This is a genomic window from Sphaerimonospora thailandensis, from assembly GCF_016863115.1.
GTDB lineage: Bacteria > Actinomycetota > Actinomycetes > Streptosporangiales > Streptosporangiaceae > Sphaerimonospora > Sphaerimonospora cavernae.
Genome location: NZ_BOOG01000018.1, coordinates 61176 through 86722, shown reverse-complemented (window position 1 = coordinate 86722; position 25547 = coordinate 61176). Strand labels below are relative to the sequence as shown.

The following is a 25547-nucleotide window of genomic DNA, read 5'->3' as shown; positions in this document are numbered from 1 at the left end:
CGATCCTAGATCATCCGAAGAGAGCGTCATCTGAAGAGAGACGGGGGACGATCTTGTTGGTGAGCGAGTTCGACACCGAACATCTGCCGGCGCGGGACCGGTTCCCGAGCTGGCTCGAACATGGCGGGAATGCCCTTACCCCTTCCTGGGTGCACACTGAGCAAAGAGAGACCTTCCGCGCCCGGACTCAGGCCATGGAGTTGGGGGGTATGCAGATCGCCACGCTTGCGCACCCATCGGTGACCGTGCGAAGGTCCGCGAAGTTGATCCGGCAGCGCGATCCGGAAGCCTTGCAAATCCACCTCGTTCTCCAAGGCGAGACAGGGATCCGTCAAGCGGGGCGGGAAACGGTGCTCACCGCCGACAACTTCACCCTGATCGACACCTCTCGCCCTTTCGAGGGCTGGCGGGCCTGTACTTCGGGCACCACCACGGCCGTGGTTCTCCAGATCCCTCGGAAACGGCTTCCTCTGCCGTCGAACATCGCCGACCACCTGGCGGCTGTGCCCTTTTCCTGCCGCCGCGGACTGGGTGGCGTGTTCGCTCGGTGGCTGGTCGGACTCGGTCAGCAAGCTGGCGAGTTGAGCGCACAGGACACCGACACAGTGGCCTCGGTCACGGTTGACCTGTTATCCGCTGTGCTGTCCCATCGCCTCACCGGCAATGGCGGGAAGCCTCCGGAATCTCGAAAGCTCCTGCGGCAGGCACAGATTCGGGACTACATCCGCCAGCGACTCGGCGATCCGAACCTGAGCCCGGAAACCATCGCCGCAGCGCACCAAATTTCGCTGCGCTACCTATACAAAATCTTCGATGGCCAGGGCGTTACGCTGTCAGCTTGGATCCGACGGTCCCGTCTGGAGCAGTGCCGGCGGTTCCTGGCCGACCCGCGGCACCATACGCGTCCAGTCCATGCGATCGCAGCTCGTTGGGGCTTCGGCGACGCCGCGCACTTCAGCCGGGCATTCCGTGCCGCTTACGGCGAGTCTCCCATCGAATATCGCACCCGTATTCTCCAATCCATGTCCGTTTCGTAAAGGGTGGGAAACCAGAGAGAGACTCGCCCTCGGGCTCCCGGAGATCCGTATGTGACAGACGATCTCTAGCCGAGGTCGGGGTGCGGAAGGTAGCGGTCCAGCTGGACGAGCCCCTCCTCGCTGGTCATCACCGTGTCCATGGCGGTGATCCGCCAGCCGGCGTCGAGCAGCATGGGCAGAAGCGGATGCACGCCCGGCACCGCCACCTGGATCAGCTCGGCACCGGGATGCGCGGCTATCGTCCGCAGCATCACGTCCACGCTGTCCTGCGGCGTTTCACCCCCCGCCGGTCCGATCACCAGCGTTTCGCCGATCATCCGGGTGAACGCGTATCCGCCGTGACCGAGCCGTACCCCGGCTCCCGGCAGCCCCGCGTACCAGGTGAGGCACTCCGTACGGTCGCCCCCGGAGATCCTGGCGTCCAGGGCCGCCGCCTCCTGTGGGCCGACCTCCACGGCGGCGGGGGGCCCGCCCTCGAACGGGCCCTCGAGATAGAGCAGCGGGCACCGGGGCCGCATGCCGTGCCGCATGTACAACGCGAACGCGCGGGCGTTGTTCGCGGCAAAGGTGATCTTCGGAAGGTCCCGGGGCAGCAGCCGGGTGAGAATCATCCGTCCCAGGCCCGTTGACTGGTGATCGGGAAGCACGAACAGGTCGCCGAGGTGCGTCAGTGAACCCCGGCGCAACGTCCCGCCGAATCCCACGATCCGGCCGCCGACCTCGCCCACGCACAGCGTTCCGTACGCCCGTTCCGCGTCCAGGAAATCCGGCGTCTCCGGCCACTTGGTCAGGAGCTCGAAATGCGCTCCGACATCGCCGCGTACACCGGACATGTCCGCGTCCTCCGCGACACGGATGGTCGGAACCGTCATCGCCACCCCCCGCGCTGATGGGACAATCCTCCCATACGGCACACCAGGGGCGCTCAGCCCTTCATCGCACCCGCGGTGAGCCTCACCCGACGGGCGTTGCTGGGCGCCTGTGATACGCGTGTTTGACCAGCGTTATCAGGACCTCCTTGCCCGACTCGCGCCGGCGCGCATCGCACAGCATGACGGGAATGTCCGCACCGAGATTGAGCGCGAGCTTCACCTCGTCGAGTTCGAAGACCGGTGCGCCGTCGAAACAGTTGACCGCGACGACGAACGGAGTGCCGCGCCGTTCGAAATAGTCGACGGACGGGAAGCAGTCGGCCAGTCGTCGCGTGTCCGCCAGCACCACGGCGCCGAGCGCGCCCCGGGCGAGCTCGTCCCACACGAACCAGAACCGCTCCTGGCCCGGCGTGCCGAACAGATACAGCATGAATTCGTCGCCGATGCTGATCCGGCCGAAGTCCATCGCCACGGTGGTGGTGGCCTTGGACTCCACCCCGGCCAGGTCGTCGACGCCCACACTGCGGTCGGTGAGGACCTCCTCGGTCCGCAACGGCCGGATCTCGGAGACCGCGCCCACCATCGTGGTCTTGCCCACCCCGAAGCCGCCGGCGATCAACAGTTTGATCGCCTTCGGCATCTTGGGCGGATCAGAGCGCCCGAAGGCCATCGAGCACCGCCTTGTACATTCTCTCGTCGAGCACGTCCATCTCCGGCTGCGGCTGCTGCACGGCGACGAAGCCCCGATCGAACAGGTCACCGAGGAGGACCCGGACGATCCCCGCGGGCAGGTCCAGGTGCGCCGCGATCTCCGCGACCGACAGCGGCCTGCGGCACAGCCGTACGATCGCCTGGTGCTCGGGATCGAGACCGACCTCGTGCCCGGTGGTGGGACGGATCGTCACGGCGAGCGCGACCAGATCGAACCGATCCTGTGCCTCGGTGCGGCCACGAGCGATGACGTACGGCCGGATGGTGGGGGCGTCGAACAGCCGGTCGTCGTCGGCACCCCATTCACCCGCACCCCATTCACCCGGGCCCCACTCGTTGCCGCTCATCCACGCGCCTCTCTCGTCACCGTACGGGCCGGCGAGGTGAGGTACTGCCCCACACGGGCGACGAGCATGGCCATCTCGTAGGCCACCAGGCCCACGTCCGCGTCACCGCTGCACAGTACGGCGAGGCAGGCGCCCTGTCCGGCCACGGTCACGAGCAGGTAGGCCGACTTCATCTCGACGATCGTCTGCCTGACCGTGCCGCCGTCGAACCGCTCGCCGACGCCCCGGGCCAGGCTCTGCAGCCCGGAGGCCACGGCGGACAGGTGCTCGGCGTCCTCGATGCGCAGTCCGCGCGAGGAGGCCAGCAGCAGGCCGTCCCTGGACAGGACGATGCCGTGCTCGGCCTCCCGGACCCGGTCGACGAGATCGTCGAGCAACCACGCCAGATCGGCGGACGTGCCCGTCTGCTGCGTCACTGGTCGTCCCCCCCTTCATCCAGCAGCTTCGCCGCCTCGGATCTGCCCTGTCTGGTGCCCGACTGGAACGAGCCCATGATCTTTCTGATTTCGTCCGGCGATCGATCTTCGTCGTCCTCGTCGGCGAGCGACGCCGGAGGCCCGGCGGCCAACTCCGGCGCCAGGCTCGCCTGCGGCACGCGGAACGGCAGGCCGGACGGGGTGAACGAGGCAGGGGACTCCGGCCTCGGCACATCGGCACCGGCCGGCTCGCTCAGCTTCGGTCCGGACCGCTGTGGTTCGGGCCGCTGTGGTTCGGGCCGCTGTGGTTCTGGGGCACGCTTCGGTACGGAAACCACCTCCTGGACTGGTGCTGCGAACACCTCGGGCGCACCCACGAGCGCGGTCTCACGGGCGCCCCCTTCCTGCAGGGGACCACGTCTGTGATCCGTCGCCTCGTCGGACGGGTCGCTCCCGCCCTCGGTGACCAGGTCGCGCGGCAGCAGCACGATCGCGGTGGTTCCGCCGTACGGCGACGCCTTCAGCGCCACCCGGATGCCGTGCCGCTCGGCCAGCCTGCTGACCACGTAGAGGCCGAGCCTGGCCGTGCTCGTCAGGTTGAACTCCGGCGGATTCGAGATCCGCTCGTTCGCGGCCGCCAGGTCTTCGGTGCTCATCCCCAGGCCGCGGTCCTCGATCTCGATCACGTAGCCGCTGGCCACGACCTGGCCGCCGACCTGCACCGTGGTGTACGGCGGGGAGAACGACACCGCGTTCTCGATCAGCTCGGCGAGCAGGTGGATCACGTCGCCGACGGCCCGTCCGGACAGCGCGGTCTCCCCCATGGGGGGCACTGTCACACGGGTGAAGTCCTCGACCTCGGCGAGGGCGCCGCGCACGACGTCGACCATCGGCACCGATCGGCGCCAGGCCCGCGCCGGCGACGCGCCGGCCAGGACGATGAGGTTCTCCGCGTTGCGGCGCATCCGCGTGGCGAGGTGGTCGACCCGGAACAGGTCCTTCAGCTCGGACGGCTCGGACTCGCGCCGTTCCATCACGTCGAGCAGCGTGAGCTGTCGGTGGACCAGCGACTGCGTGCGCCGGGCGAGGCTGAGCAGGATGTCGCGGATGCTCTGCCGGAGCTGGGCCTCCTCGACGGCGGTGCGGATCGCGGTCTCCTGGACCTTATTGAAGGCGGTGCCCACCTGGCCGATCACGTCCTTGCCGAATTTGAGCGGCGGCGCCTCGGTGCGGACGTCGACCTTCTCGCCCTGCGCGAGCCGGGCGACCACGCCCGGCAGCCGCTCGTTGGCGAGCTCCATCGCGGCCGTGCGCAGCTTCTCGAGCTGCCGGACCAGGGCGCGTGCCGTGGTGATGGACAGGACGATGGACGCGATGACCGCGACCAGCCCGAGCCCGCCGGCCAGCACCAGCCGGATGATCACGCTGACGGCGACCGCCCCGGCCCGCTCCACCAGCCTTTCGCCTCCGTCACCGATGATCTTCTGCAGTCCTGCCAGCGCGGGATCGGAGACGGCCCGCCACTGCGCGTCGGTGACGAAGGGCATGCGACCGGCCTGACCAGATCGGGCGAGCTGGTCCTCCAGGTTGCGCAACGTGGTCACCTGCGGCGACTTACGCCACTTCTCGTACGCCGCCTGGTCCGTCTTGGGCAACTGCCCCGCGGTTTCGTCGAGGATGAACCGATGGACCGCCACAAGCCTGGTGAACCGCTGGTGATCCTGCTCGCTGAACCGCCCCGCCGCGAGGACGCCCGCGAGCAGCGCGTCCTCCCGTGCGAGGACCTCACGCGCTCGGCTCATCCTGCCGAACGTGCGACCGTCCCTTGCGACGGTGGCGTCGTCCAGCTCGGCGACCGAGTCGTACAGGTGGTAGAAGGAATCGATGATGTCGGTGAAGGCGCCATCGGCCCGGGTCAGGTCGAACCGCCCGCTGTCGACGGCGGCGCGGATGTCATCCAGGCCGTCCAGCCGCCGCATCGTCTCGTTGATGCGCGACATGAGCACGTCGTCGGCCGCCATTTTGACGTTGTCGCTCCGGGCCGACTCCGAGAACTCAGCGACGATCTTGTCGGTGCGGGCCCTCTGGTCGTCGAGATCCTTGCGCGGCAACCGTGCCGGATCGCCGAGCCGGGTCAGAGACAGACGGCGCTCGCGCTGCAGGTCCAGCACCAGCAGATCGCCCGGTTGGGCGACGTCACTGTTGATCGTGGCGGCCCACACAAGGTTCGTGCCCTCCCGGAGCGTGACCCAGGCCGCGAACGCCCACAGCGCTGTGAGAGACACCAGCAGAGCCGCGACCTTGGTTCGCACGCGCGAATTCCGGAAGCGCATAAACAGTACCACCCAGGTAAAAGTAGGAAAGTCATGAACGGCACGCTTCCCGGCTATTAACGATAGCCCAATTGACAGAGCGGCAAGTGCCGCTCTGTCTATTTAACGCGCCACATTACGGACACCTTAGCAAAGGGTCCGAAATTACCTCAATCGCGCACCCTAGGGGGAAATGTCCGAATTTATGAGCATGGCTTCTGATTTTACACTGGGAGGATCACCCTTGACAGGCGATCTCGACAACACGTGGGTTCTTCTGCGCGAGGTGCAGGGCGGCCAGCACGGCCGCCCGGACGACCGCCACGGGGACGTAGAGGTCCTTGTCGTGCCACAACGGCGGCCCCTCGCCGGGGTCCGCCACCCGCCGCAGGTAGCGGTAACCCCGCGCCGCCGCCTCGGTCACCGGGTGGTCCCCACCGACGAGCAGCAGGAGTTGCATCGCGTACGCCGTCTCCTCGGCGGTGCCGCCCCATCGACCCCACGAGCCGTCCTCGCGCTGGGTGTCCAGGATCCACCGCACGGCCCGCCGCACCGCCGCCCGTGACTCCGCACCGCCGAATTCGCCGAGCGCGAGCGCACAGGAGGCGGTCGCATAGTACGGCGACGCGTGCCAGCGGTCGTCCCAACTCCCGTCGGCCCACTGCCGTTCACGCAGCCAGGCCGCCACTTTCCCGATCGCCGCCGCATAGCCTTCGGCCCGGCCGGGCCGCGTCCTCACGAAATGTCCGAATGCATCCAGAACATGTGCATTTACGCTGACCGACGCCCCTTCCTCGCCCTGCCAGGTGCAGAAATGCGTCGGTGTCTCGAATGCCCACAGGCTCTCCGGCTCGTACGGCATGCCGAGCAGCGAGAGCGCGTACAGCGCGACCGACGTGGTGTCGGCGTCCGGTGGCAGCCCCGCACCCGCCGGGGTGCCGGCCGGACCGATCGCCGCCGCGAGGTCGGCCGGCATCTCGGGCGGGACGTGGAACTCGATCCCGGCGCGGCCCAGCCAGCTCAGCACCCAGCCGCGCTCGAACACCGTGATCGGAAGACCCACGGGCACCGGCCCGCCATAGCGCAGCGCGACCGCCTCCAGGTGCCTGCGGGCCGGATCGCCCGGATTGGGCGGATCGCCGACGGCGAGCCACGCGGCGGTCGCGGCGGGCGAGGCCCCGATCGTTCCCGCCGCGGTCGGCCACACGGCGGGCGCGCCCGCGGCCGCCCGGCCACCCACCTCCAGTGCGTGCATGAGCTTGTCCGGGAGGGTCTCCCCCGATTCGAGCCGCCGCCTGATCATGGTCAGCGGCGCCTCGCTGAGCCCCGCGGGCAGCGGCAGGCGCTCGATCCCGGCGCCGGGCAGGACATCGAGGTGCGCGTTGACGAGCGCGACGAGCGACATGACGATGATCTCGATGGCGGGCGTGTCGGGGAGGCGGACGGCCTCGGACTCCGCCAGCAGGCGGGTGAGCGCGTGCAGCCCGCGCACAGCCGATTCCATCAGGACCTCCGCCGCCAGACCGCAGTCGTCTCCTCTGATGAGGGCGGAGAGGAGGGCCTCGGTGGCGCTCAGGGTCGGTACCAGGGCGTACCCGTCCGGCGCCCCCCATGCCCCGTCGGGGTGCTGTGTCCCGGTCAGATACGCCACCCGGTCACGGTGCCCCACCAGCCAGGGGGCGAGAGTCACCAGCCTGCCGGTCTCGTAGACCGACGGCGACACCTGCCCCCAGGGCTGGAGCATGAGACCGCGCACCAACTCGTCGGCGGCCGCGGTCACGTCGATCTGCGCTCCGAGGATGAGATCCGTTGAGCTCAAAGTTCACCCCAGTAGTCCACGAGGCCGTAGAAGCCGGTGTTGAATCCGATTTGGCGTTCCAGGTAGTCGGCGGTACGGGGACTGCCGGCCCGGACGGGTTCCAGGAGGGTCGCGCAGCGGTCGACGATCTCGCGCATCCGTGCGGTCACCTCGTCACGGCCGACGCCGAGCGTCAGCGCGTTCAGGTCACCCCACTCGATCTCCCGGCCATGGGTCGCCAGGTCGTTGAGCAGGCGCAGATAGCGCTGCACCTCCGCGCTGACCTCCCGCAACTCGTCGAGGTGATCGAGCGTCCAGGGATCGCCGGTCGCGATCCAGTGGGAGACATTGACGAACGACGAACCGCAGCCGTCGGCGTTGTCCAGGTATTCGTCGAGCGTGAGCGACGTCCCCCCGCTCTTCCACCGCCATTCCGCGGCCATGGCGAGCAGCGTGCGCGCGAGCTGGTCGAGCCAGATCGGGTGCAGCACGGGAAACGACGGCGTCACGGCCAGCTCGTCGCGGATCTCCGCGAGGAAACGGGCGATCGGCGGACCGGCGTCGCCACCCCCGGCGGCGGCGAGGCAGTCACTCACCAGTGCGTCGATCTCGGCCGCCGACCCTGCGACGACATCGGCGAGGTAGTCCACCGCGAAGATCCACAGGGAGGCCCGGTTGACCGCACGCAGTTCCTCGGGAGTCGCCCAGGGCGAACCGAACGCGCCGACGAGTGAGAGCCCGCTGAAGAACCCCGGATCGAACGGCCTGACCGGGAACAGCTCCCGGTACGCGTCGGCGCAGGCGATGAGATCGCGCTGGGACCTGGCGGCGAGCGCGCATGTACGCCCCAGTTCGGCGGCGGCCGAGAATTTCCCGGCGCCGAGGCCCATGTCCGGTGGATTCATGCCCGGGAGCGCTCGACCATCGTCATCTGGAGCCGTCCGCCCGGTCTCAGGGTGGAGGCCAAACGCGCCCGCTTCGGTCCGGAGGCATGCAGTACCGGGCGGTAGCGGCTCAGCATGCTGACGAGCAGGAACTGCGCCTGGATCATGAAGAGGTGCTGTCCCAGGCACTGGTGCGGGCCGCCGCTGAACGGGATGTAGGACCACCGGTGCCGCCGCTCCCGCCCCGGGGCGAAGCGCTCCGGGTCGAACTCGAGCGGCCGCTCCCAGAACTCCTCGAGCCGGTGGGTGATGTACGGGCTGAGCACGACCGTCGACCCCGCCTTGACCGTGACTCCGCCGATGACGTCCGTCTCCAGCACCCGCCGCGGCAGGATCCACCCCGAGGGGTACAAGCGCACCACCTCCTGAAGAAATCTCCGCATGTACTGCAGTTCGGGCAGGTGCGAGGGCCGGACCGGACCATCGCCCACAGTTCCGTCGATCTCCTCGTAGATCCGCTCAGCGACGTCCTGATGCTCGTCCAGCATCACCCACGCCCAGGCCAGCGCGGTGGAGGTGGTCTCGGAGGAGGCGCCGTGCATGCCCACCATGTCGTCACGGATCCGCCGGTCACCCTCCGGCCCGATGTCGTCGCGCCGGGCGCGGGCGATAGCGGAAACGACGTCCAGTCCGTCGCCCGGGTCTTCGCGGGCCGCCCGGACGCGGGGGTAGATCACGTCGTCGATCGTCCTGATCGACCGGCGGAACGCGCGGTCGCCGGGCATCGGGACATAGCCGGGGACGAAAGGCAGGACCAGGCGGATCGCCGTCGCGGTGACGCCGACCTCGTAGGCCGGGATCAGCCGGGCGATGTCCTCATCGGAGATCTTGTCGCCGAAGAACAGCCGCACGATGGTCTTCTGCACGATCTCGGCGATGCCGCCGACGATGTCGAACGGCTCGCCGGGCCGTACGACCTCGTCGATCTGCTCGACCAGGATGTCGGCCATCCGCTCGGCCAGCGAGTCGACATACTTGACGGTGAACAGCGGCTGCAGGATCTTCCGGCTCTCCCGCCAGCTCTCCCCGTCCGACAGGATGCCGCCACCGATCAACGGAGCCAGCGGATCCCAGAACATGCCCTCGCGCACATAGTTGGGCTGGTTCGTCTTCAGAACGTGCTGCACGTGGTCGGGATGGGTCACCAAATAGGGGCGGAAGGGGCCCATGTTGAGCCGGACGATCTGTCCGCCCGCCTGCCGGCCCACCTCCTCGAAGGCGCTGACCGGGTCTCGCGGGTGCTTCGCCAGCAACCGATAGAAGGGAAGCGTGGCGGCGCTACGGGCCGACCCGGCGGCGGCGTCAACGACGGCATCAAGGGACATCTGGGCTCGCTCCCCCACGGTGACGATCATGCCATTCGCGAAGTATCACATGATCCACACCGATTGATCAATCTTGCGGTGAAGTGACACTTTTGTCACGGTCAAGGTGACCTGTGGAGAACCAGCGGTGTTTGAGTGGTTGGTGAGGGAGAAGTGATGGTTGTCCGGGCATCTCAACCCGGGCACGCGAAAGAGGGCCGAGCCCTGACGGCCCGGCCCTCTTCGAAGACTGGACTACGCGGTGTTGACGACCAGCAGCGCCAGCCCGACAAGGACGACGACGGGGATCAGCCACACCACGACCTCGCCGAGGAACTCCTTGTACATGACGACCGCATCCTCCAGTTGACGTGCGTAAGTGGACCCGAGCATATTCGCTCGCGCGGCCCGGTGGAACAGCGGTACCGCGATCGGCCGTCGACACACCGCGGGCAGGGCATGGCGGCGAATGCAACATACCTCCGTCCGCCCAGGTCAGTCCGGTGAACGGACGGTCATTCCGGGCCGCGGGGCCGTACAGATCCAGGCCGTGTCCCGCGTGCCCGGCGGCCTGAACAGTCGCCTGAACCACGGACGATTCGTGCATGATTGTTCGGCCGGGGAGTGTGCCCCAGCGCCGATCGATCCCGTGGAGGTACGGCATGAGCGAATACGCTGCCACTTTCGAACTCATCGACGCCGACAAGGACGGGCGGATCTCCGCCGACGAGTTGGTCCGGCTCATGGCGGTGCTCGACGAGCCCCTCACGATCGACGGTGCGCGCGGAGCGATCTCGAAGGTCGACGCCGACGGCGACGGCCTGATCGACCTCGACGAGTTCAGCACCTGGCTGCGAGGCCGCTGACCACCCGAACGTCGTCGCCGGCCGCGGCTCAGTCCGGGCTGAAGATGTCGGCGGCGGTGACCGTGAGGATCTCGGGATCGGCGTCCTTCACCTCGGTCCGCGCACAGATGGCGTACCGCAGGGGGCCGGGATCGGGGACGAGCCTGGCCGCCTTGGCCATCAGCTTCGGCATGATCCGGCCGGCCTGCACCGTCGTGGCCCATTTCGACTCTCCGGCCAGGACGGGTTCGCGGCCACGCCCGCTGAGCACCACGGCGTCGATCTGGTTCTGGCCATCGGCCTCCCACCAGGGACCGATGGCCACGACGCGCGGATCGATCTCGGCCGCGCGACGCCGCAGATGGTCTCGGAATGCCTCCTCGTAGATCTCCCCCATATGGTCGTCGAGCCCTTCGACGATCACCGGCAGGATGGTCTCGCCGAGCCCGATCTCGATCTTCGAGCGGTTCCGCATCAGCGGGCCGAGATAGAAAGCGAGGAAGTTGTCCGCGATGCGGTAGATCTTCCGCCTCGACTTCCGCTCGTCCTCGGTCACCGGGATCAGGCGTTCGACCAGCCGAAGCTCGACAAGCCGGTCGAGGGTCCGCGTGGGATCACTGCCGACCGCGTCTCCGATCTCGTGGAACCGGGTCCTGCCTGCCGCGATCGCGTCCAGGACGGCCGACGGCTGGTGACCGCCGCCCAGCTCCGTGGCGAGGATCAGCCGGCCCTCGTTGTAAAGCGGAGCACCCGGGCGCATGGCCAGTCTGAGCAGGTTGCTCTCGATCGAACCGCCCTGGTCCCACAGCGACAGGTAGAGCGGAACGCCGCCCACGATCCCGTAAACCCTCGCCCGGTCCTCGGGAGACAGCCTCGGCAGCATCAGCGCCGCCTCGTGCGGGCGGAACGGGTGCAGCTGCAGAGTGAGGTCGAACCGCCCGTAGAGCGGCGCGCGGTACTCCTGCATCTCCCACATCGCCCGTACCGACGACCCGCTGAGCAGGATGCGCAGCTTCGTACGCCCCTGGATGCGGTCCAGCACCGCGCGCATGATGCCCGGCAGGTCGGGAGACATCGCGGTCAACTCGGGAAACTCGTCGAGGACCAGCAGCAGGGGCTCCTGCTCGGCCTGCGCCGCGAGATGCTCGAAGGCGTCGTACCAGTCCCGATAGGGGTTGACGTCGAGTCGCCGGAGCCCGTCCGGCAGCGCGGCGGCCACCTCACGGGAGAACTGTGCCAGCTCGAAGGCGGGCGCGCTGCCGGCGCCGGTGTAGAAGACGAGCCTTCGCCCTTCCGCGAACCGGCGGATCAGCGAGGTCTTGCCGACGCGCCGCCGTCCCCAGATCAGCCCGGGGCGCGGGTACGGCTGCGCCCACCAGTCCTCGAGAGCGGCCAGCTCCTTCGTACGATTGACGAATCCCACGAGAACAACCTACACGTCTCGTAGCCTACGTCGAATACAGGCTACGTCGAATACAGGCTACGTCGAACGTAGGCTACGTCGAACGTAGGCTTCTCCCCTCTCCGTGTGGGCGGGATAATCGACACATGATGGCGGCCGAGTCGGCGCAGACGCTGGAACGGGGATTACGGCTGTTGCGGCTGCTCGCGGAGGGCCACGGGGGGCGCACACCCACCGAGCTGGCCGGCGAGCTCGGCCTCAGCCGCCCGGTCGTCTACCGGTTGCTCACCACGCTGCAGGCCGAGGGCTTCGCCAGACGGGACGCCGACGGGCGGGTCCATCTCGGGTTCGGCGTCCTCATGCTGGCCCAGGCCGTACAGCCCCTGCTGCGCGCGACGGCGCTCCCGGTGCTGCGCACGCTCGCCGAGCGGGCCGGGGCGACCGCGCACCTGACGATCGCCGAAGGCGACGAGGGGCTGGCCGTGGCCGTGGTCGAGCCGTCGTGGACCGACCTGCACCTCGCCTACCGGGAGGGCTCGCGGCATCCGCTCACCCGCGGCGCCGCCGGACTGGCGCTGCTCGCACTACGGGCCGCCCCCTCCGGCGACGACAAGGGGAACGGCGGCGATCCGCCGCTCCGCACGAGCCGCGGCCAACTCCAGGAGGGCGCCACGGGCATCGCCGCGCCCATCACGGGCCTCTCGTGGCTGGAGGCGTCGGTCGGCGTGGTCAGCTTCGCCGACCTCGACGTGGCGACGGTGGGTCCGCTCGTGCTCACCGCGGCCGAGGACCTCGCAGCCGCGCTCGCCCAGCCGGAGCCCTCGCCCGCTCAGCCTGCCGGGTGACCGGCGCACGCCGTCATCCACAGCGCCCGGACAACCTTGCTCGCCCCAATTACCAGGTGGTCCGCGCACGTCGTTTGACATCCGTGGCTCGGTGACGGATCGTCGTACGTATAGGGGACACAAGCGTCCGATATCCGGACATCATCGGCTATGGAGGATCGCCATGCCGTACTACCGCAGCGTCGGCGAGGTGCCGCGCAAACGCCACGTACAGTTCCGCAGGCCCGACGGCGGGCTCTACCAGGAGGAACTGATGGGCGAGGAGGGGTTCTCCTCGGACTCCTCGCTCCTCTACCACCGCCACGCGCCCACGGCGATCGTGAAGGCCGAGACCGTCGACGGGGGGGCTGCCGAGCTCGCGCCCAACCTCCCGCTCTCGCCGCGCCACTTCCGCACCCGTGATCTCTCGACGACCGGCGACCTGGTCTCCGGGCGGATGCTGCTCGCCGGCAACGCCGACGTCCGGATCTCGTACGCCGCGACGGACACGCCGAGCGAGCTCTACCGCGACTCGATGGGCGACGAGTGCGTGTACATCGCGAGCGGGCGGGCGCGCTTCGAGTCGACGTACGGCGCGATGGACGTGGGCGAGGGCGACTACGTCGTGGTGCCGACCGGGACGATCCACCGCTGGGTGCCACAGGGCCCGGTGACCGCGCTGGTCATCGAGGCGGCGGGGCACATCAGACCGCCCAAGCGGTACCTGTCGCAGTACGGGCAGTTCCTGGAGCACGCCCCCTACAGCGAGCGGGATCTGCGCGGGCCGGTCGAGCCGCTGCTGGCGAACGGCGAGGAGGTCCCGGTCCTGGTCCGCACGAGAGGCGGGCTGACCCGGCTCACCTACGAGAACCACCCGTTCGACGTGGTCGGCTGGGACGGCTACCTGTACCCGTACGCCTTCAACATCCACGACTTCGAACCGATCGTGAAGCGGACGCACGCGCCGCCGCCGGTCCACCAGACGTTCGAGGGCCCGGGCTTCGTCATCTGCTCGTTCTGCCCCCGGCCGCTGGACTTCCATCCCGAGGCCGTGCCGATCCCGTACAACCACCACAACGTGGACTCCGACGAGTTCATGTTCTACGTGGGTGGCGACTACACGGCGCGCAAGGGGTCCGGCATCGACGTCGGCTCGATCTCGCTGCACCCGGCGGGCTTCACGCACGGTCCGCAGCCGGGCGCGGTGGAGGCGGTCGTCGAGGCCGTACGGCAGGGCCTCACGACGACCACCGAGGTCGCGGTCATGCTCGACACGTTCCGGCCACTCGATCTCGGCCCGGCGGCACTGTCCTGCGAGGATCCCGCCTACGCCTGGACGTGGACCACCCGTGACTGAGACCACCCGTGACTGAGACCACCCGGGACTGAGACGGCCCGCCAGGCGGGCGCCCACGGCCTCACGTCTCGGCTCGCCCATCGCTTCCAAACGGTTACCCCGGACGGAACTGGACAGGGATAACTTAAAGGGGAACCCTCACCTAGCGGACTTCGTTATTGCTTATGGAGGCGGGCAATGGAGTCCTGGATCGTCTGGCTCATCCTGGCGGCGGTGCTGGGAGTCGCGGAGATCTTCACGCTGACCGCCGCTCTCGGACTGCTGTCCGCGGCGGCGCTGCTCACGGCGGGAGCCGCCCTCATCGGGCTGCCGGTCGGCTTCCAGCTCGCCGTGTTCGCCGCCGCCTCGACCGCCGGGCTCGCCGTCGCGCGGCCGCTCGCACAGCGACTCATCAGGCAGCCGCCGCTCCGGCGGTTCGGGGTGTCCGCGCTCGTCGGCAAGCCCGCCTACGTGACCAGCCAGGTCACCGCGCACGGCGGCCGGGTGCGCATCGGCGGCGAGGAGTGGTCCGCCAGGGCCTACGACGACACCCTCGTCATCCCCGCCGGCGCGACCGTCGACGTGATCGAGATCGAGGGCGCGACGGCCCTCGTCTATCCGAGGGAGCGTGAGCATGGTTGATTCTGTCCTGATCGGCGGCATCATCGTGGCACTGGTCGTGGTGTTCACGGTGCTGCGCGCGATCCGCATCGTCCCACAGGCCAGAGCGGGCAACGTGGAGCGCCTGGGGCGGTACTACCGCACGCTGGGCCCCGGACTGAACTTCGTGATCCCCTTCATCGACCGGGTCCATCGCCTGATCGACCTGCGTGAGCAGGTGGTCTCGTTCCAGCCGCAGCCGGTCATCACCGAGGACAACCTCGTCGTCGACATCGACACGGTGCTCTACTTCCAGGTCACCGACCCCAGGGCGGCCGAATACGAGATCGCGAACTTCATCCAGGGCGTCGAGCAGCTCACGGTGACGACGCTGCGAAACGTCGTCGGCGGCATGGACCTGGAGCAGACGCTCACCTCACGCGACACGATCAACAGCCAGCTCCGGGGCGTGCTGGACGAGGCGACCGGCAAGTGGGGCATCCGGGTCAACCGGGTCGAGATCAAGGCGATCGACCCACCGAGGACCATCAAGGAGGCCATGGAGAAGCAGATGCGCGCCGAGCGGGACAAGCGCGCGGCCATCCTGACCGCCGAGGGCCAGCGGCAGTCGCAGATCCTCACCGCCGAGGGCGAGAAGCAGAGCGCGATCCTGCGCGCCGAGGGTGAGCGCACCGCCCAGATCCTCAAGGCCGAGGGCCAGTCGCAGGCCATCGACGAGGTCTTCCAGGCCGTCCACCGCAACGACCCCGACCCCAAGTTGCTCGCGTACCAGTACCTGCAGGTTCTCCCCCAGCTCGCGCAGGGCGAAGGCAACACGTTCTGGGTGATCCCGAGCGAGGTGACCTCGGCGCTTCAGGGCGTGTCCAAGGCGTTCACCGAGTCGCTGCCCCCGTCGCCGGCCACGCGCGAGCGCGAGCGGAGTGAGGCGGGCAGCGCGGCCGTGGCGGCCGCCGAGGCGGCGGCGGCCGAGGCCAGGGCCGCGGCGGAGGACAGCGAACTGGGACCGCGCCAGATCGAGGCCCGCAGGCGGGAGGCTGATCTTTCCGGCATGTCCGGCCTGCCCGGCACGCAGCGGTCCGACGCGCTCGGCGGAGATCAGGACCCGGCCAGCGCCACCCGCTCCGCGAATCGGCCATAGCGCGTCAGCTCCGCCGTGGTGGGCGCGACGACCAACTCGTTCCCGACCTTTTCTATGGCCGCCCGCAGCACGCGGGCGGCCCTGCGCGCTCTCCGGCGGCCGCCCAGCCAGGCGGCCACCCGGCAGAGCGACGCGACGAGCACCCCCGCCACCGCCCCGCCCGCCAACAGCACGGTCGGCCATGGCGCCCGTCCCACCGTGGGTGTCGGCGGCCGGGGCAGCATGAGGTAGTCGAGCACGAAGAGCACGCCCAGCCACAGCGCCCCGACCGCCATGGCGGCGACCAGCAGCCACTGCAGGGCTCCCGCCGCCCGCCACCACCGGGGTGTCCGCGACACGCCGACCGAGGTGGTGGCCACCACCCGGTCCAGGGCGTCGGCCAGCTCCGTCGTCCGCGACCGTGCCGCGTGCCGTACGGAAGTCGCCCACGGCTCCGGCACGCCGGCCGCCGCGGCGGTCCCCACGTCGCGTACCGCCACGTCCATCGCGGCGACCTGTACGGCGGACGCCGCCGGAAGCGAGGTGCGCCCGTCGCCGGCGCCCGACAGGCGCAGGCGGCGGAGCGGGTCGGGGCGCAGCCGGCGCATCCACCGCGTCACCGGCCACCCGGTCGCGGCGACCGCCCGGTGCCGGTGGGCCTTGGCGACGGCCTGGACGACCGTCGGCACCGCCGCCGCCTGCTCCAGGGCCCGGACGAGCTCCCGAGTTCGCGGCCGGTTCACGGGGACCTCGGGTGCCCCGCCGCCGGCCGGTCTGCCGTCCGCCGAGCCGTTACCGGCCGTCGTAGCGTCCGCCAGCGCGGAAGCGGCCGTCGCGGCGTCGGCCGCCAGCCGCGACGCCCAGGCCCGGCGACGGGACACCCGCCGGTCGAGCTCGGCGCGCAACTCGGCGACGCCCTCACCGGTCCGTGCCGACACCCCCAGCACCGGCACGTCCCGCAGCCCGTCGGCGGCCAGCAGCCCGCGCAGATCGTCCAGGCAGCGGGAGGCCGACCGCCGGGGCAGTCTGTCGATCTTGTTCAGCACGACGACCATGACGTCCCGGTGGCGGGCGAGCGGGCGCAGGTACCGCTCGTGCACGGCCGCGTCCGCGTACTTCTGCGGGTCGAGCACCCACACCAGCAGGTCGACCACGCCGACCAGCCTGTCGACCTCCAGCCGGTGCGACAGCTCGATCGAGTCGTGATCTGGCAGGTCCAGCAGGACCAAACCGGCGCGCTTCGCCGTGCTTCCCCCACCCGCGACGCTTCCCCCACCCGCGACGCTTCCCCCACCCGCGACGCTTCCCCAGCCCGCGACGCCTCCCCCGCCCGCGACCATGTGCCGCAGCGGAACGCCGAGCCAGTCGAGCAGCGGACCCGCGCCGCTCGCCCTCGCGCCGGTTGACTCCGCGCGGCCCGGTTGCCACAGCGCCGCCTGGGCATGGGCCGTCGTCGGCCGGGTCACCCCCACCTCGGCGATGTCATCCCCCGCCAACGCGTTGAACAGCGACGACTTTCCGCTGCCGGTGGCCCCGGCGAGCGCGACGGCCGTGTGCTCCACCGACAGGCTCCGCCGTACCCCGGCCCGCGCGACCACGGCGCGTGCCCGGTCGACCGCGGCCCCGCCGAGCCGCCCCTCCGCCAGGTCCGCCGCCTCGCCGAGCGCCGCGAGCCGTTCGTCGAGCGGGAGCTCCGCCTTCCTGCCGAGAAGCTTCACAGGGGCTGCCTTTCCCGTCGCCTCCGTACGGCCCCGGCCGCCTCTCTCAGGTGGGCCGCGGTGTCCGCCGCGCCTCCGATCCCCGTCAGCAGGGAGGTGAACCGCACGCGCTCCTCGTCGAGGATGAGGCCGACCCGGCGCCGGAGGTCCGCACGGGCGGCGCGCGTCAGCTCACGCACGGCCTGGTCGCCGAAGACCGCCTCCAGGAGCTTCTGACTCAGCACGCCGGTGCCGCCCGCGATGCCGACCTCGATGCCGGTGATCCCTCCGGTCGCGGAGAACACCGCCAGCATGAGAAGCACACCCAGGCTGTTGACGCCGAACGACGCCGCCCTGGCCAGGGTCCGCCGGTCCGCCCCCTCCGACCTGACCATGTCGAGCACGTGACCCTGCCAGGCCCGTACGGCCGTCTCGGCCCGGCCGGGCAGCTCGGGGGAGGCGCGGCCGAGACGGCCGGTGACCGCCACGCCGGACTTCTCCAGCAGGTCCCGGCCCGCCGGCCGGACCAGCCACGACTCGACCGATCGTTCGGCCGCGCCGTCGGCCACCGCCCGGATCAGCGCCTCGACGCCGGTCTCCAGCGCCACCCGCAACTCTCGATCGGGGGGCGGACGGCCGGTGATGACGGCGGCGACCCGGTCGCGGAGCCGCCCCACCCGGGACTGCAGCGACCGCATGAGGTCACCGGTGCCGATGAAGTCCTGCCAGCGGGCCAGCACTTCACCGCGCAGCAGCACGCCGTCCCGCATGCCCTCGTCGAACCCGCTCAGGGCCGAGGCGTACGCCTCGTCCACCGCGTCGCGCAGTTCGGCGATGCCGGCCTGCTGCCGGTCGACCCGGTCGGCCAGCTCCGGCACCCGGACCGCGAGGCTGTCCAGCGCCCCGGTCAGGGTCTGCCGTACGACCGCGGCGCGTGAGCGGGCGTCGGCGGCGAGCCCGGCCAGCCAGTCGGAGATCGGCCGTACGGCCGGCGCGGGCAGCCTGGCCCGTTCCGAGGAGAGATCCAGCTCGGGCACGGTGAACAGCGGCGCCTCGGCGAGACCGTTCTCCCGGAGCAGGCGGGCCAGGTCCGCGGTCACGGGATCGCGCGCCTCCGGAGGCACCCGCTGGAGGATGACCGCCAGAGCGGTGCTGCGCTCGCGGGCGCGGCGCAGGAAGCCCCACGGGACCTCGTCCGCGTAGCGGGCCGCCGTGGTGACGAACAGCCACAGATCGGCGGCGGCCAGGAGCTGTGCCGCCAACTCGCGGTTGGCGCTGACGACCGAGTCGACGTCGGGGGCGTCCAGCAGGGCGAGTCCGGCCGGCAGGCCGTCCGACGCGACGATCCGGAGCGTCCCGGGTTCGCCCCGGCCACCGCCCGCCGCCCCTTCGCCGGTCATCCGGGGCATGCCGGGGAGCACGTGGGCGGCGGTGAACCAGGCGACGTCGCCGGGGTTGGCGACCAGGGTCGGGGCCAGCGTGGTGGGCCGGAGCACACCGGGCTCGGTGACATCGGCGCCGACCAGGGAGTTGACCAGCGTGGATTTGCCCGCGCCGGTGGACCCGCCGACGACGACCAGCAACGGCGCGTCGATGGCGGCCAGCCGGGGCAGCAGGTAGTCGTCGAGTTGCCCGCTCAGCTCCTTGAGCATGCGCCGATCGGCCGCGACGTCACCGATCGCCAGCGGGAACAGGTCCTGGTCGAGGTGACGCCGCAGGCCCTGAAGCGCCTCGAGCAGCCCCTGCGTCCCGAGCGGCCCGTCGTCGCCCGTCATAGAAGACGGCCTTCCCGCAGGAAGGCCGTCGAATCGCCCGGCACCGCCCGGTTACTTCCGTGCTTCCCCGCTTTCCGTACGACTCCCCGGCGCTTCCGTACGGCTCAGCGGCGCGGCGCGCGCAGCACGTAGCCCACGCCGCGAATCGTGTGGATGAGCTTCGGTTCGACCCTGTCGATCTTCCGCCGGAGATAGGAGACGTATGACTCGACGACGTTGGCGTCCCCGCCGAAATCGTAGTGCCACACGTGGTCGAGGATCTGCGCCTTCGAGAGCACCCTGCCCTGGTTGACCATGAAGTAGTGCAGGAGCTTGAACTCGGTCGGCGAGAGCCGTGCGGGCCGTCCCGCCCGCCACACCTGCCGGGTGTCCTCGTCCATCGCCAGGTCGGCGACCTCGAGCCGGGCCGGGGTGTCCTCGCCACGGGTTCGGCGCAGCACGGCCTGGATCCTCGCGATGACCTCTTCCAGGCTGAACGGCTTGGTCACGTAGTCGTCGGCCTTGCTCAGTCCGGCGATCTTGTCTTCGGTCGCGTCCCTGGCGGTCAGGAAGACCACCGGGATCCGCGGCCCGGACCCGCGGACCCGATCGGCGACGGTCAGGCCGTCCACATCGGGCAGCATGACGTCGAGCACGATCAGGTCGGGCCGTTCCCGCTCGGCGGCGAGCACCGCTTCGCTGCCGTTCGAGGCGGTCATCACTTCGAAGCCGGCGAACCGCAGGCTGGCCGACAGGAGCTCCAGGATGTTCGGCTCATCGTCGACGACGAGCAGGCGGCCTGCCGGTGCGTCCGCGGTGCTGACGCTGTTCGCAGACCTTCCGGTGCTCATCGCGCCGATGGTGGTGGTCACTGGCTTCATAATGCTGAAACCCTGGCAAACCCCGCTGTGGACCACCTTGGCCGTTCCTGAGGATTTCCTGTGAAGCTCAGGGCCTCGACCCATCCGTGGGGGGTGGGTGGTCAGGACAGGGCCTCGGGGGCCAGGGGGAGGACGGCTCGGAAGGCGGCCCCGGCTCCCGGTTCCGACCGCACGCTCACGCTTCCACCGTGGGCGCGCACGAGGGAGTCGACGATGGCGAGCCCGAGGCCGCTCCCTCCCGCGGGCCGTTTCCGCGAAGGGTCCGCACGGTAGAAGCGCTCGAAGACCCTGGCCGCCTGCTCAGCGGTGAGCCCCGGCCCCTCGTCGGCCACCTCGATGTACGCGTGATCTTCGGTGGCGCCGACGCGAACCGTGACCGCGGTCCCGCCGGGAGTGTGGGTGGTCGCATTGCTCATGAGGTTGCCGACGACCTGGCGCAGCCGCACCTCGTCGCCGGACACGATCAGCGCCTTCTCCCCTTCCATCACCAGTGACACGTCCCGATCCGGGCAGAGCGTCCGCGCGTCGTGTACGGCATCCGCCGCGATGGCCAGCAGATCCACCGGCTGCTGCCGCAGCGGGCGCTGCTGGTCCAGCCTCGCGAGCAGCAGCAGGTCCTCCACGAGCAACCCCATCCGGGACGCCTCGCCTTCGATCCGCTCCATCAGCCGGGTCGCGTCGGATTCGGGCGCCTGCCGGTAGAACTCGGCGAATCCCCGGATCGACGTGAGCGGCGTGCGCAACTCGTGAGAGGCGTCGGCGATGAAGCGCCGCATCCGCGCCTCCGACTCGCGGGCGGCGGCCTCCGACCCGGCGCGCGCCTGGAACGCCGACTCGATCTGCGTCAGCATGCCGTTGAGCGATCGCGCCAGGCTGCCGACCTCCGTACGCGGGTCGCGGTCGGGGATGCGGCTGCCGAGGTGGCCCTGGGCGATGGCCGCGGCCGTCGCCTCGATCTCCGTCAGCGGCCGCAGGCTGCGCCGTACGAGAACCACCCCCACCACGGCCAGCACGGTCATGACGACGCCGCCGCACAGCAGTTCGATGATCGCGAGCCGGGTGACGATCTGAGTGACCGGGGCCAGGTCCATGGCGACGACCACGGTGCCCTTCCCGTCGACGGAGAGGATCTTGGCACGCCAGCGGCCGTCACCCGAAACGGCGGGAAGCGTCTGGGGGACCGTGGATGTCACCGGCAGCGGGCCCGGCACGTCCTCGACCGCCATTCCGGTCTGTTCCAGGATGGTCCTGCCCTCGCGGTCACGGACCTCCACCCGTCCGTCGGGCGGCACCCTGAGCCTGCCGAACGAATTCGGGCCGCGCTGTGCCCGCAGCGCGGCGTCGGTGGCGATGCTGTGCAACTGCCCGTCCACCCGTGTGATCAGGTAGTCACGGAGCACCGACATGCTGCTCACCCCGAACACGGTCAGCGCGAGGGCGACCAGCGCGAGCATGGCCGCGCTGAGCCTGATGCGCAGCGGCGTTCGTCCGGACACGTCGATCTCAGTCGCCGTAGGGCGAGACCCGCATCACGTACCCCACCCCGCGCAGGGTGTGGATGAGCCGGGGATGGCGGTTGTCGAGCTTGCGGCGGAGCACGGACACGTACGACTCGACGATCCCGGCGTCGCCCCGGAAGTCGTAGTCCCACACGTGGTCGAGGATCTGCGCCTTGGACAGCACCCGCCCCGCGTTGGCCATGAAGTAGCGCAGCAGCTTGAATTCCGTCGGCGACAGCGAGATGGGGACGTCCGCCCGCCAGACCTCGTGCGACTCCTCGTCCAACTCCACGTCGGCGAAGGTCAGCCGCGGCGGGCAGGTCACGGCGTCGCCGGCGGTACGGCGCAGCACGGCGCGGATCCTCGCGATGACCTCCTCCAGGCTGAACGGCTTGGTCACGTAGTCGTCCCCGCCGAGCGTGAGACCTCGGATCTTGTCCTCGGTGGCGTCCCGCGCCGTGAGGAAGACCACAGGCGTGCGGGTACCGCCGCCGCGCATCCGGCGCACGATGTCGAAACCGTCCATGTCCGGCAGCATGACGTCGAGCACGATGAGGTCGGGCCGCTGCCGCTGGGCCGCCGCGACCGCCTCGGTCCCGTTGGACGCGGAGTGGACCTCGAATCCCGCGTATCGCAGGCTGGCGGACAGCAACTCCAGGATGTTCGGCTCGTCCTCGACGATCAGCAACCTGGCTTCGGGAGGAGATTCAGTGACCATGGCGCGCACACTCTAGGGCATATGCGGTAAGGGCACGGTTAAAGCTATATGGCGGGCGATGGCCAGGCTGGAGGTGGCCGCAGGCGACGGCGCGTTCCTGACCAAAACCATCCTGCCCCGCACATCGATGGCGAAGTCGTCGACCATCCGTCCGTCCCTGGCCACGGCCTGCGCCCGCACTCCCCCGCCGGTCCCGACCAGGTCGTCCATCGCCAGCGCGGGGACGTACCTCCTGGCGGCCGACAGGAAGGCGCGGCGGGCCAGCGAGCCGTACACCTCCCGGATCCCGGTGCGCCAGTGCTCCACGGCGAGCCGCCGGGCGCCCGGCCAGGCCACGATGTCCCTGAGGTCGCGCGCGGACACGTGCCGCCACGAGTAGCCCTCGAGTGCCAGGGCGGGCACCGCGTTGGGCCCGACGAGGACCTCACCGTCGATCCGCCTGGTCAGATGTACGCCGAGGAACGGGTAGCGGGGATCGGGCACCGGATAGATCAGTCCACGCACGAGCCCTCTCGCCGGCGCGGCCAGCCGGTAGTACTCACCACGGAACGGAATGATCCGTACGTCTCCCGGTGCCCCTGCCAGCGCCGCGATCCGGTCGGTGCCGAGGCCGGCGCACGAGATCATCCGGTCGAACGTGAAGCGGGCCCGCCCCGCCGCCACCTCCACTCCGCGCGAGGTCTCTCTGATCGCCCGCACCGGATGAGAGAGCCGTACGGCACCGCCCGCTGCGGCGACGTCGGCGGCGAACGCGCGGGCGACGGCGGCGAAGTCGGTGATCGCGGTGTGCGGTGAGTGGACCGCCGCGATCCCGACCGCCCCGGGTTCGATCTCGCGCAGCCCCAGCGCGTCGAGCTCCGCGACGCCGGGCACCCTGTTCTCTCGGGCACGCTCGGCGATCCGCCGCAGACCCGGCAGCTCGCCGCGGTTCGCGGCGATGACCAGCTTGCCCACCTCGTCGTACGGCAGGCCGTGCTCGGCGCAGTACTCCCTGAGCATCGCGACGCCGTCCCGGCACAGCCTGGCCTTGAGCGAGCCGGGCTGGTAGTAGATCCCGGCGTGGACGACACCGCTGTTGTGGCCGGTCTGATGGGCGGCGACGTGGGCTTCCTTGTCCAGCACGGTGACCTCGGCACCGGCTCGCGCGAGCTCCCGGGCGACCGCCAGGCCCAGGATCCCCGCGCCGATGATTCCGATCCGCATGGACGGCATGCCGCACATTGTCTCGCACTCACGGGTACGGAATCCAAGCGCCCAAACCGGGTATGGGCCCTCGAACCAATCCGCAACTCCTATTCGGGGGGTCACAGATGACCACGCAGGGTGTCGGGAAATCCGCCGGCGACGTCATGCACGAGGGCGCGCAGTGCATCGGCGAGCACGAGAGCCTGCGCCGGGCGTCAGAGATGATGCGCGACCTCGGCGTCGGCGCACTGCCGATCTGCGGCGACGACGACCGCCTCAAGGGGATCATCACCGACCGCGACATCGTGATCAAATGCTGTGCCGAGGGCAAGGACCTCGAAGAATGCACGGCGGGCGAGCTGGCCGTCGGCCTCGTCTGGGTGGACGCCCAGACCAGCGTCGAGGAGGCGCTGCTCACGATGGAGCAGAACCAGATCAAGCGGCTGCCGGTGATCGACAACGGCCGCCTCGCCGGCATGATCAGCGAAGCCGATCTGGCCAAGGAACTGCCCGACAGCAAGCTCGCCGAGTTCGTCCACCGCGTGTACGCGCGGTCCTGACCGGCCCGATCGGGCCGGCGGTCGAGCCTGCGATCGGGTCAGCGGCCGGTCCGGTACGCGATCACGCCGATGACGCCGATCGCGCCGACGGCCACGGCGATCCACAACAGGCCCATCGGCACGGTCACGCCGCCGTCCGCCGACCGTCCCGACTCCGTCGCCGCCGCCGCGCGGGAGGGCGTCGGCCTTGCCGTACGCGCGGCGGCGGAGGCGGAGGGCGTGGCGGCGTGCGTGGCGGCGTGCGGACGCGCCTCCGGCGGCAGCGGCACCCGGTAGACCGGGCTGGAGGCGCCCTCGGAACCGGTGAGCAGCGCGGTGCCGTCCCGCGTGTAGGTGATCGACTCGGCCTGCCTCAGCGGCGGCATGTCCAGGTGGGCGAGAAGCTTGCCGGGCGCTCGATAGAGGGAGGCCGAGAAGTACGTGCGGATCACGAAGCTCGACCCGTCGGGGGCATAGGCCGCGTCGGTGGCCATGAGGGGGGCCGGGCCGACGCGGCGCAGCACGTTCACCCGATCGGTGCGCAACTTGGCGGGGGCCGCGTAGACCGACCCGGCGAACTCCTTGCTCACGATGTAGAGGCGGCCGGTGCGCGGGTGCACCATCAGGCCCTCCGCGTCGCGCGGGCCGTCCTCGTAGCGGAAGCGGTACCGGGTCGCCCGGAGGGTCGCGTCCCGCATGGTCCGCGGCTCCACCACCTTGTAGACCGAGATGTCCGGCCAGACCCCGTTGTTGTCGCCGGTGTCGCCGAGCCACAGCACGCCCCGGCCGGTATCGGGGTCGACCGTGGCCGCCATGGCCTCCCAGTCCCGCGCCTCGGCGCCGGCCACTGTGAACGTCGCCCGGGTCCGCCCGTCCATGCCGACGGCGAAGAACCGCGGGCTGTCGCCGCTGTCGTTGTGGGTGTAGACGATGCCCTTGCGGGTCGGCGAGACCGCGAGCCCGCTCGACTCGTCGACCCGCGGATCCCGGAACTCGAACAGCAGCCGCTCGCCGTCATCCCCCGCCTGCGCCGTACGCGCCGCCGGAAGGGCGTTCACCGGAGGCGACAGAGCCGACGGCGCCATCACGACGAACGACACCGCGAGGAACGCCACCAGGAACGACATCCGCCTCCAGGGCGTCGGCCCACAGCACCGGCCATTCCTCCAGGCCTGCCGTACCGCTCCCGCCGCCGCGCTCCGCATGCCGCCATCATCCCCGATGGGCCCCTGGGTGCGGCGATCGGCGACACCGGGTAACGAGGCTGATAGAGACACGCGTCTTGGCCATGCGCCAATCGCATCACGACGTGATACGAGGCCGCCAGGGCGACCTTGTCGGTGAACCGCTGGGTGAACGACCGCGCGTCCGGCTCGACTGGAGTCCAC

At 70.2% G+C, this 25547-nt stretch carries 24 protein-coding genes; 7 read left to right on the top strand and 17 right to left on the bottom strand.

From position 1 onward, the window contains the following. Nucleotides 1–59: 59 nt before the first annotated feature. Nucleotides 60–1037, top strand: coding sequence for an AraC-like ligand-binding domain-containing protein (locus tag Mth01_RS10915; protein WP_204015397.1), 978 nt, complete (start codon nt 60–62; stop codon nt 1035–1037). A gap of 65 nt (nt 1038–1102) precedes the next feature. On the opposite strand, the gene Mth01_RS10910 is transcribed toward Mth01_RS10915, so the two are convergent. The 9 genes from Mth01_RS10910 to Mth01_RS10870 all read right to left on the bottom strand — a co-directional run bounded on the left by Mth01_RS10910 (nt 1103) and on the right by Mth01_RS10870 (nt 10134). After that, on the bottom strand, nt 1103–1909 hold the full coding sequence (locus Mth01_RS10910; protein ID WP_204015395.1) for a GNAT family N-acetyltransferase: 807 nt from the start codon (nt 1907–1909) through the stop codon (nt 1103–1105). 82 nt (nt 1910–1991) lie between these two features. Then, nucleotides 1992–2579, bottom strand: a complete 588-nt coding sequence (locus Mth01_RS10905) for a GTP-binding protein (protein WP_204015391.1) — start codon at nt 2577–2579, stop codon at nt 1992–1994. Continuing rightward, the gene (locus Mth01_RS10900) at nt 2560–2967 is read right to left on the bottom strand and encodes a DUF742 domain-containing protein (RefSeq protein WP_204015388.1); all 408 of its coding nucleotides are present in this window, start codon (nt 2965–2967) and stop codon (nt 2560–2562) included. The genes Mth01_RS10905 and Mth01_RS10900 overlap by 20 nt, the downstream gene beginning before the upstream one ends. Beyond that, entirely contained in the window at nt 2964–3383 is a 420-nt protein-coding gene (locus Mth01_RS10895) for a roadblock/LC7 domain-containing protein (RefSeq protein WP_204015386.1), read from the bottom strand. Before Mth01_RS10895 ends, Mth01_RS10900 begins: the two co-directional genes overlap by 4 nt. Beyond that, complete coding sequence (locus Mth01_RS10890) at nt 3380–5695, bottom strand: sensor histidine kinase (protein ID WP_239089554.1); 2316 nt, start codon at nt 5693–5695, stop codon at nt 3380–3382. Before Mth01_RS10890 ends, Mth01_RS10895 begins: the two co-directional genes overlap by 4 nt. Nucleotides 5696–5933: 238 nt before the next feature. Next, nucleotides 5934–7514, bottom strand: a complete 1581-nt coding sequence (locus Mth01_RS10885) for a prenyltransferase/squalene oxidase repeat-containing protein (protein ID WP_239089553.1) — start codon at nt 7512–7514, stop codon at nt 5934–5936. Then, on the bottom strand, nt 7511–8398 hold the full coding sequence (locus tag Mth01_RS10880) for a terpene synthase family protein (protein WP_204015382.1): 888 nt from the start codon (nt 8396–8398) through the stop codon (nt 7511–7513). Before Mth01_RS10880 ends, Mth01_RS10885 begins: the two co-directional genes overlap by 4 nt. Continuing rightward, nucleotides 8395–9780 (bottom strand): cytochrome P450, encoded by a 1386-nt coding sequence (locus Mth01_RS10875; RefSeq protein ID WP_204015380.1) that lies wholly within the window; start codon nt 9778–9780, stop codon nt 8395–8397. The genes Mth01_RS10880 and Mth01_RS10875 overlap by 4 nt, the downstream gene beginning before the upstream one ends. A gap of 216 nt (nt 9781–9996) precedes the next feature. Next, nucleotides 9997–10134, bottom strand: a complete 138-nt coding sequence (locus Mth01_RS10870; RefSeq protein ID WP_204015378.1) for a hypothetical protein — start codon at nt 10132–10134, stop codon at nt 9997–9999. Between the two features lie 269 nt (nt 10135–10403). Here Mth01_RS10870 and Mth01_RS10865 point away from each other — a divergent pair, with 269 nt between their 5' ends. Then, nucleotides 10404–10607, top strand: a complete 204-nt coding sequence (locus tag Mth01_RS10865) for an EF-hand domain-containing protein (RefSeq protein WP_204015376.1) — start codon at nt 10404–10406, stop codon at nt 10605–10607. A 28-nt stretch (nt 10608–10635) separates the two neighbouring features. Here the strand turns inward: Mth01_RS10865 and Mth01_RS10860 are convergent, their stop codons facing one another. Beyond that, nucleotides 10636–12009, bottom strand: a complete 1374-nt coding sequence (locus Mth01_RS10860; RefSeq protein ID WP_204015373.1) for an ATP-binding protein — start codon at nt 12007–12009, stop codon at nt 10636–10638. Between the two features lie 125 nt (nt 12010–12134). Here Mth01_RS10860 and Mth01_RS10855 point away from each other — a divergent pair, with 125 nt between their 5' ends. From Mth01_RS10855 to Mth01_RS10840, 4 genes are all read left to right on the top strand, one after another. Further along, complete coding sequence (locus Mth01_RS10855) at nt 12135–12833, top strand: helix-turn-helix domain-containing protein (RefSeq protein ID WP_239089552.1); 699 nt, start codon at nt 12135–12137, stop codon at nt 12831–12833. Nucleotides 12834–12996: 163 nt separating this feature from the next. After that, nucleotides 12997–14169 carry a homogentisate 1,2-dioxygenase gene (locus Mth01_RS10850; RefSeq protein ID WP_204015371.1) on the top strand — a complete coding sequence of 391 codons (1173 nt, stop codon included), beginning with the start codon at nt 12997–12999 and terminating at the stop codon, nt 14167–14169. Between the two features lie 177 nt (nt 14170–14346). Next, nucleotides 14347–14790 carry an NfeD family protein gene (locus Mth01_RS10845; RefSeq protein WP_204015369.1) on the top strand — a complete coding sequence of 148 codons (444 nt, stop codon included), beginning with the start codon at nt 14347–14349 and terminating at the stop codon, nt 14788–14790. Continuing rightward, nucleotides 14783–15907 carry an SPFH domain-containing protein gene (locus tag Mth01_RS10840; protein WP_204015367.1) on the top strand — a complete coding sequence of 375 codons (1125 nt, stop codon included), beginning with the start codon at nt 14783–14785 and terminating at the stop codon, nt 15905–15907. The genes Mth01_RS10845 and Mth01_RS10840 overlap by 8 nt, the downstream gene beginning before the upstream one ends. Here Mth01_RS10840 and Mth01_RS10835 read toward each other — a convergent pair. The 6 genes from Mth01_RS10835 to lhgO form a co-directional block, all read right to left on the bottom strand. Next, nucleotides 15865–17604, bottom strand: a complete 1740-nt coding sequence (locus tag Mth01_RS10835; protein WP_204015365.1) for a GTPase — start codon at nt 17602–17604, stop codon at nt 15865–15867. The genes Mth01_RS10840 and Mth01_RS10835 overlap by 43 nt on opposite strands. After that, nucleotides 17601–19358: an ABC transporter gene (locus tag Mth01_RS10830; RefSeq protein ID WP_239089551.1), complete on the bottom strand. Its 1758-nt coding sequence runs from the start codon at nt 19356–19358 to the stop codon at nt 17601–17603. The genes Mth01_RS10835 and Mth01_RS10830 overlap by 4 nt, the downstream gene beginning before the upstream one ends. A 104-nt stretch (nt 19359–19462) precedes the next feature. Next, on the bottom strand, nt 19463–20188 hold the full coding sequence (locus Mth01_RS10825; protein WP_204015553.1) for a response regulator transcription factor: 726 nt from the start codon (nt 20186–20188) through the stop codon (nt 19463–19465). A 131-nt stretch (nt 20189–20319) separates the two neighbouring features. Then, the gene (locus Mth01_RS10820; protein WP_239089550.1) at nt 20320–21714 is read right to left on the bottom strand and encodes a sensor histidine kinase; all 1395 of its coding nucleotides are present in this window, start codon (nt 21712–21714) and stop codon (nt 20320–20322) included. Nucleotides 21715–21721: 7 nt separating this feature from the next. Then, nucleotides 21722–22435, bottom strand: a complete 714-nt coding sequence (locus tag Mth01_RS10815; protein ID WP_204015355.1) for a response regulator transcription factor — start codon at nt 22433–22435, stop codon at nt 21722–21724. Between the two features lie 12 nt (nt 22436–22447). After that, complete coding sequence (gene lhgO, locus Mth01_RS10810; RefSeq protein WP_204015550.1) at nt 22448–23638, bottom strand: L-2-hydroxyglutarate oxidase; 1191 nt, start codon at nt 23636–23638, stop codon at nt 22448–22450. Nucleotides 23639–23745: 107 nt separating this feature from the next. On the opposite strand from lhgO, the gene Mth01_RS10805 reads away from it, so the two are divergent. Further along, nucleotides 23746–24180, top strand: a complete 435-nt coding sequence (locus tag Mth01_RS10805; protein WP_204015353.1) for a CBS domain-containing protein — start codon at nt 23746–23748, stop codon at nt 24178–24180. 38 nt (nt 24181–24218) lie between these two features. Here Mth01_RS10805 and Mth01_RS10800 read toward each other — a convergent pair whose 3' ends face one another. Next, nucleotides 24219–25286, bottom strand: a complete 1068-nt coding sequence (locus Mth01_RS10800) for a hypothetical protein (RefSeq protein WP_239089549.1) — start codon at nt 25284–25286, stop codon at nt 24219–24221. Nucleotides 25287–25547: the final 261 nt, after the last annotated feature.

Bases quoted from the DNA above. Each gene is read 5' to 3' on its own strand.
- Mth01_RS10825 (WP_204015553.1), bottom strand. From the start codon at position 20,188: ATGAGCACCGGAAGGTCTGCGAACAGCGTCAGCACCGCGGACGCACCG.
- Mth01_RS10840 (WP_204015367.1), top strand. From the start codon at position 14,783: ATGGTTGATTCTGTCCTGATCGGCGGCATCATCGTGGCACTGGTCGTG.
- Mth01_RS10805 (WP_204015353.1), top strand. From the start codon at position 23,746: ATGACCACGCAGGGTGTCGGGAAATCCGCCGGCGACGTCATGCACGAG.
- Mth01_RS10870 (WP_204015378.1), bottom strand. From the start codon at position 10,134: ATGCTCGGGTCCACTTACGCACGTCAACTGGAGGATGCGGTCGTCATG.
- Mth01_RS10830 (WP_239089551.1), bottom strand. From the start codon at position 19,358: ATGACGGGCGACGACGGGCCGCTCGGGACGCAGGGGCTGCTCGAGGCG.
- Mth01_RS10900 (WP_204015388.1), bottom strand. From the start codon at position 2,967: ATGAGCGGCAACGAGTGGGGCCCGGGTGAATGGGGTGCGGGTGAATGG.
- Mth01_RS10845 (WP_204015369.1), top strand. From the start codon at position 14,347: ATGGAGTCCTGGATCGTCTGGCTCATCCTGGCGGCGGTGCTGGGAGTC.
- Mth01_RS10800 (WP_239089549.1), bottom strand. From the start codon at position 25,286: ATGTCGTTCCTGGTGGCGTTCCTCGCGGTGTCGTTCGTCGTGATGGCG.
- Mth01_RS10850 (WP_204015371.1), top strand. From the start codon at position 12,997: ATGCCGTACTACCGCAGCGTCGGCGAGGTGCCGCGCAAACGCCACGTA.
- Mth01_RS10905 (WP_204015391.1), bottom strand. From the start codon at position 2,579: ATGGCCTTCGGGCGCTCTGATCCGCCCAAGATGCCGAAGGCGATCAAA.
- Mth01_RS10910 (WP_204015395.1), bottom strand. From the start codon at position 1,909: ATGACGGTTCCGACCATCCGTGTCGCGGAGGACGCGGACATGTCCGGT.
- Mth01_RS10880 (WP_204015382.1), bottom strand. From the start codon at position 8,398: ATGAATCCACCGGACATGGGCCTCGGCGCCGGGAAATTCTCGGCCGCC.
- Mth01_RS10865 (WP_204015376.1), top strand. From the start codon at position 10,404: ATGAGCGAATACGCTGCCACTTTCGAACTCATCGACGCCGACAAGGAC.
- Mth01_RS10855 (WP_239089552.1), top strand. From the start codon at position 12,135: ATGATGGCGGCCGAGTCGGCGCAGACGCTGGAACGGGGATTACGGCTG.
- lhgO (WP_204015550.1), bottom strand. From the start codon at position 23,638: ATGCGGATCGGAATCATCGGCGCGGGGATCCTGGGCCTGGCGGTCGCC.
- Mth01_RS10815 (WP_204015355.1), bottom strand. From the start codon at position 22,435: ATGGTCACTGAATCTCCTCCCGAAGCCAGGTTGCTGATCGTCGAGGAC.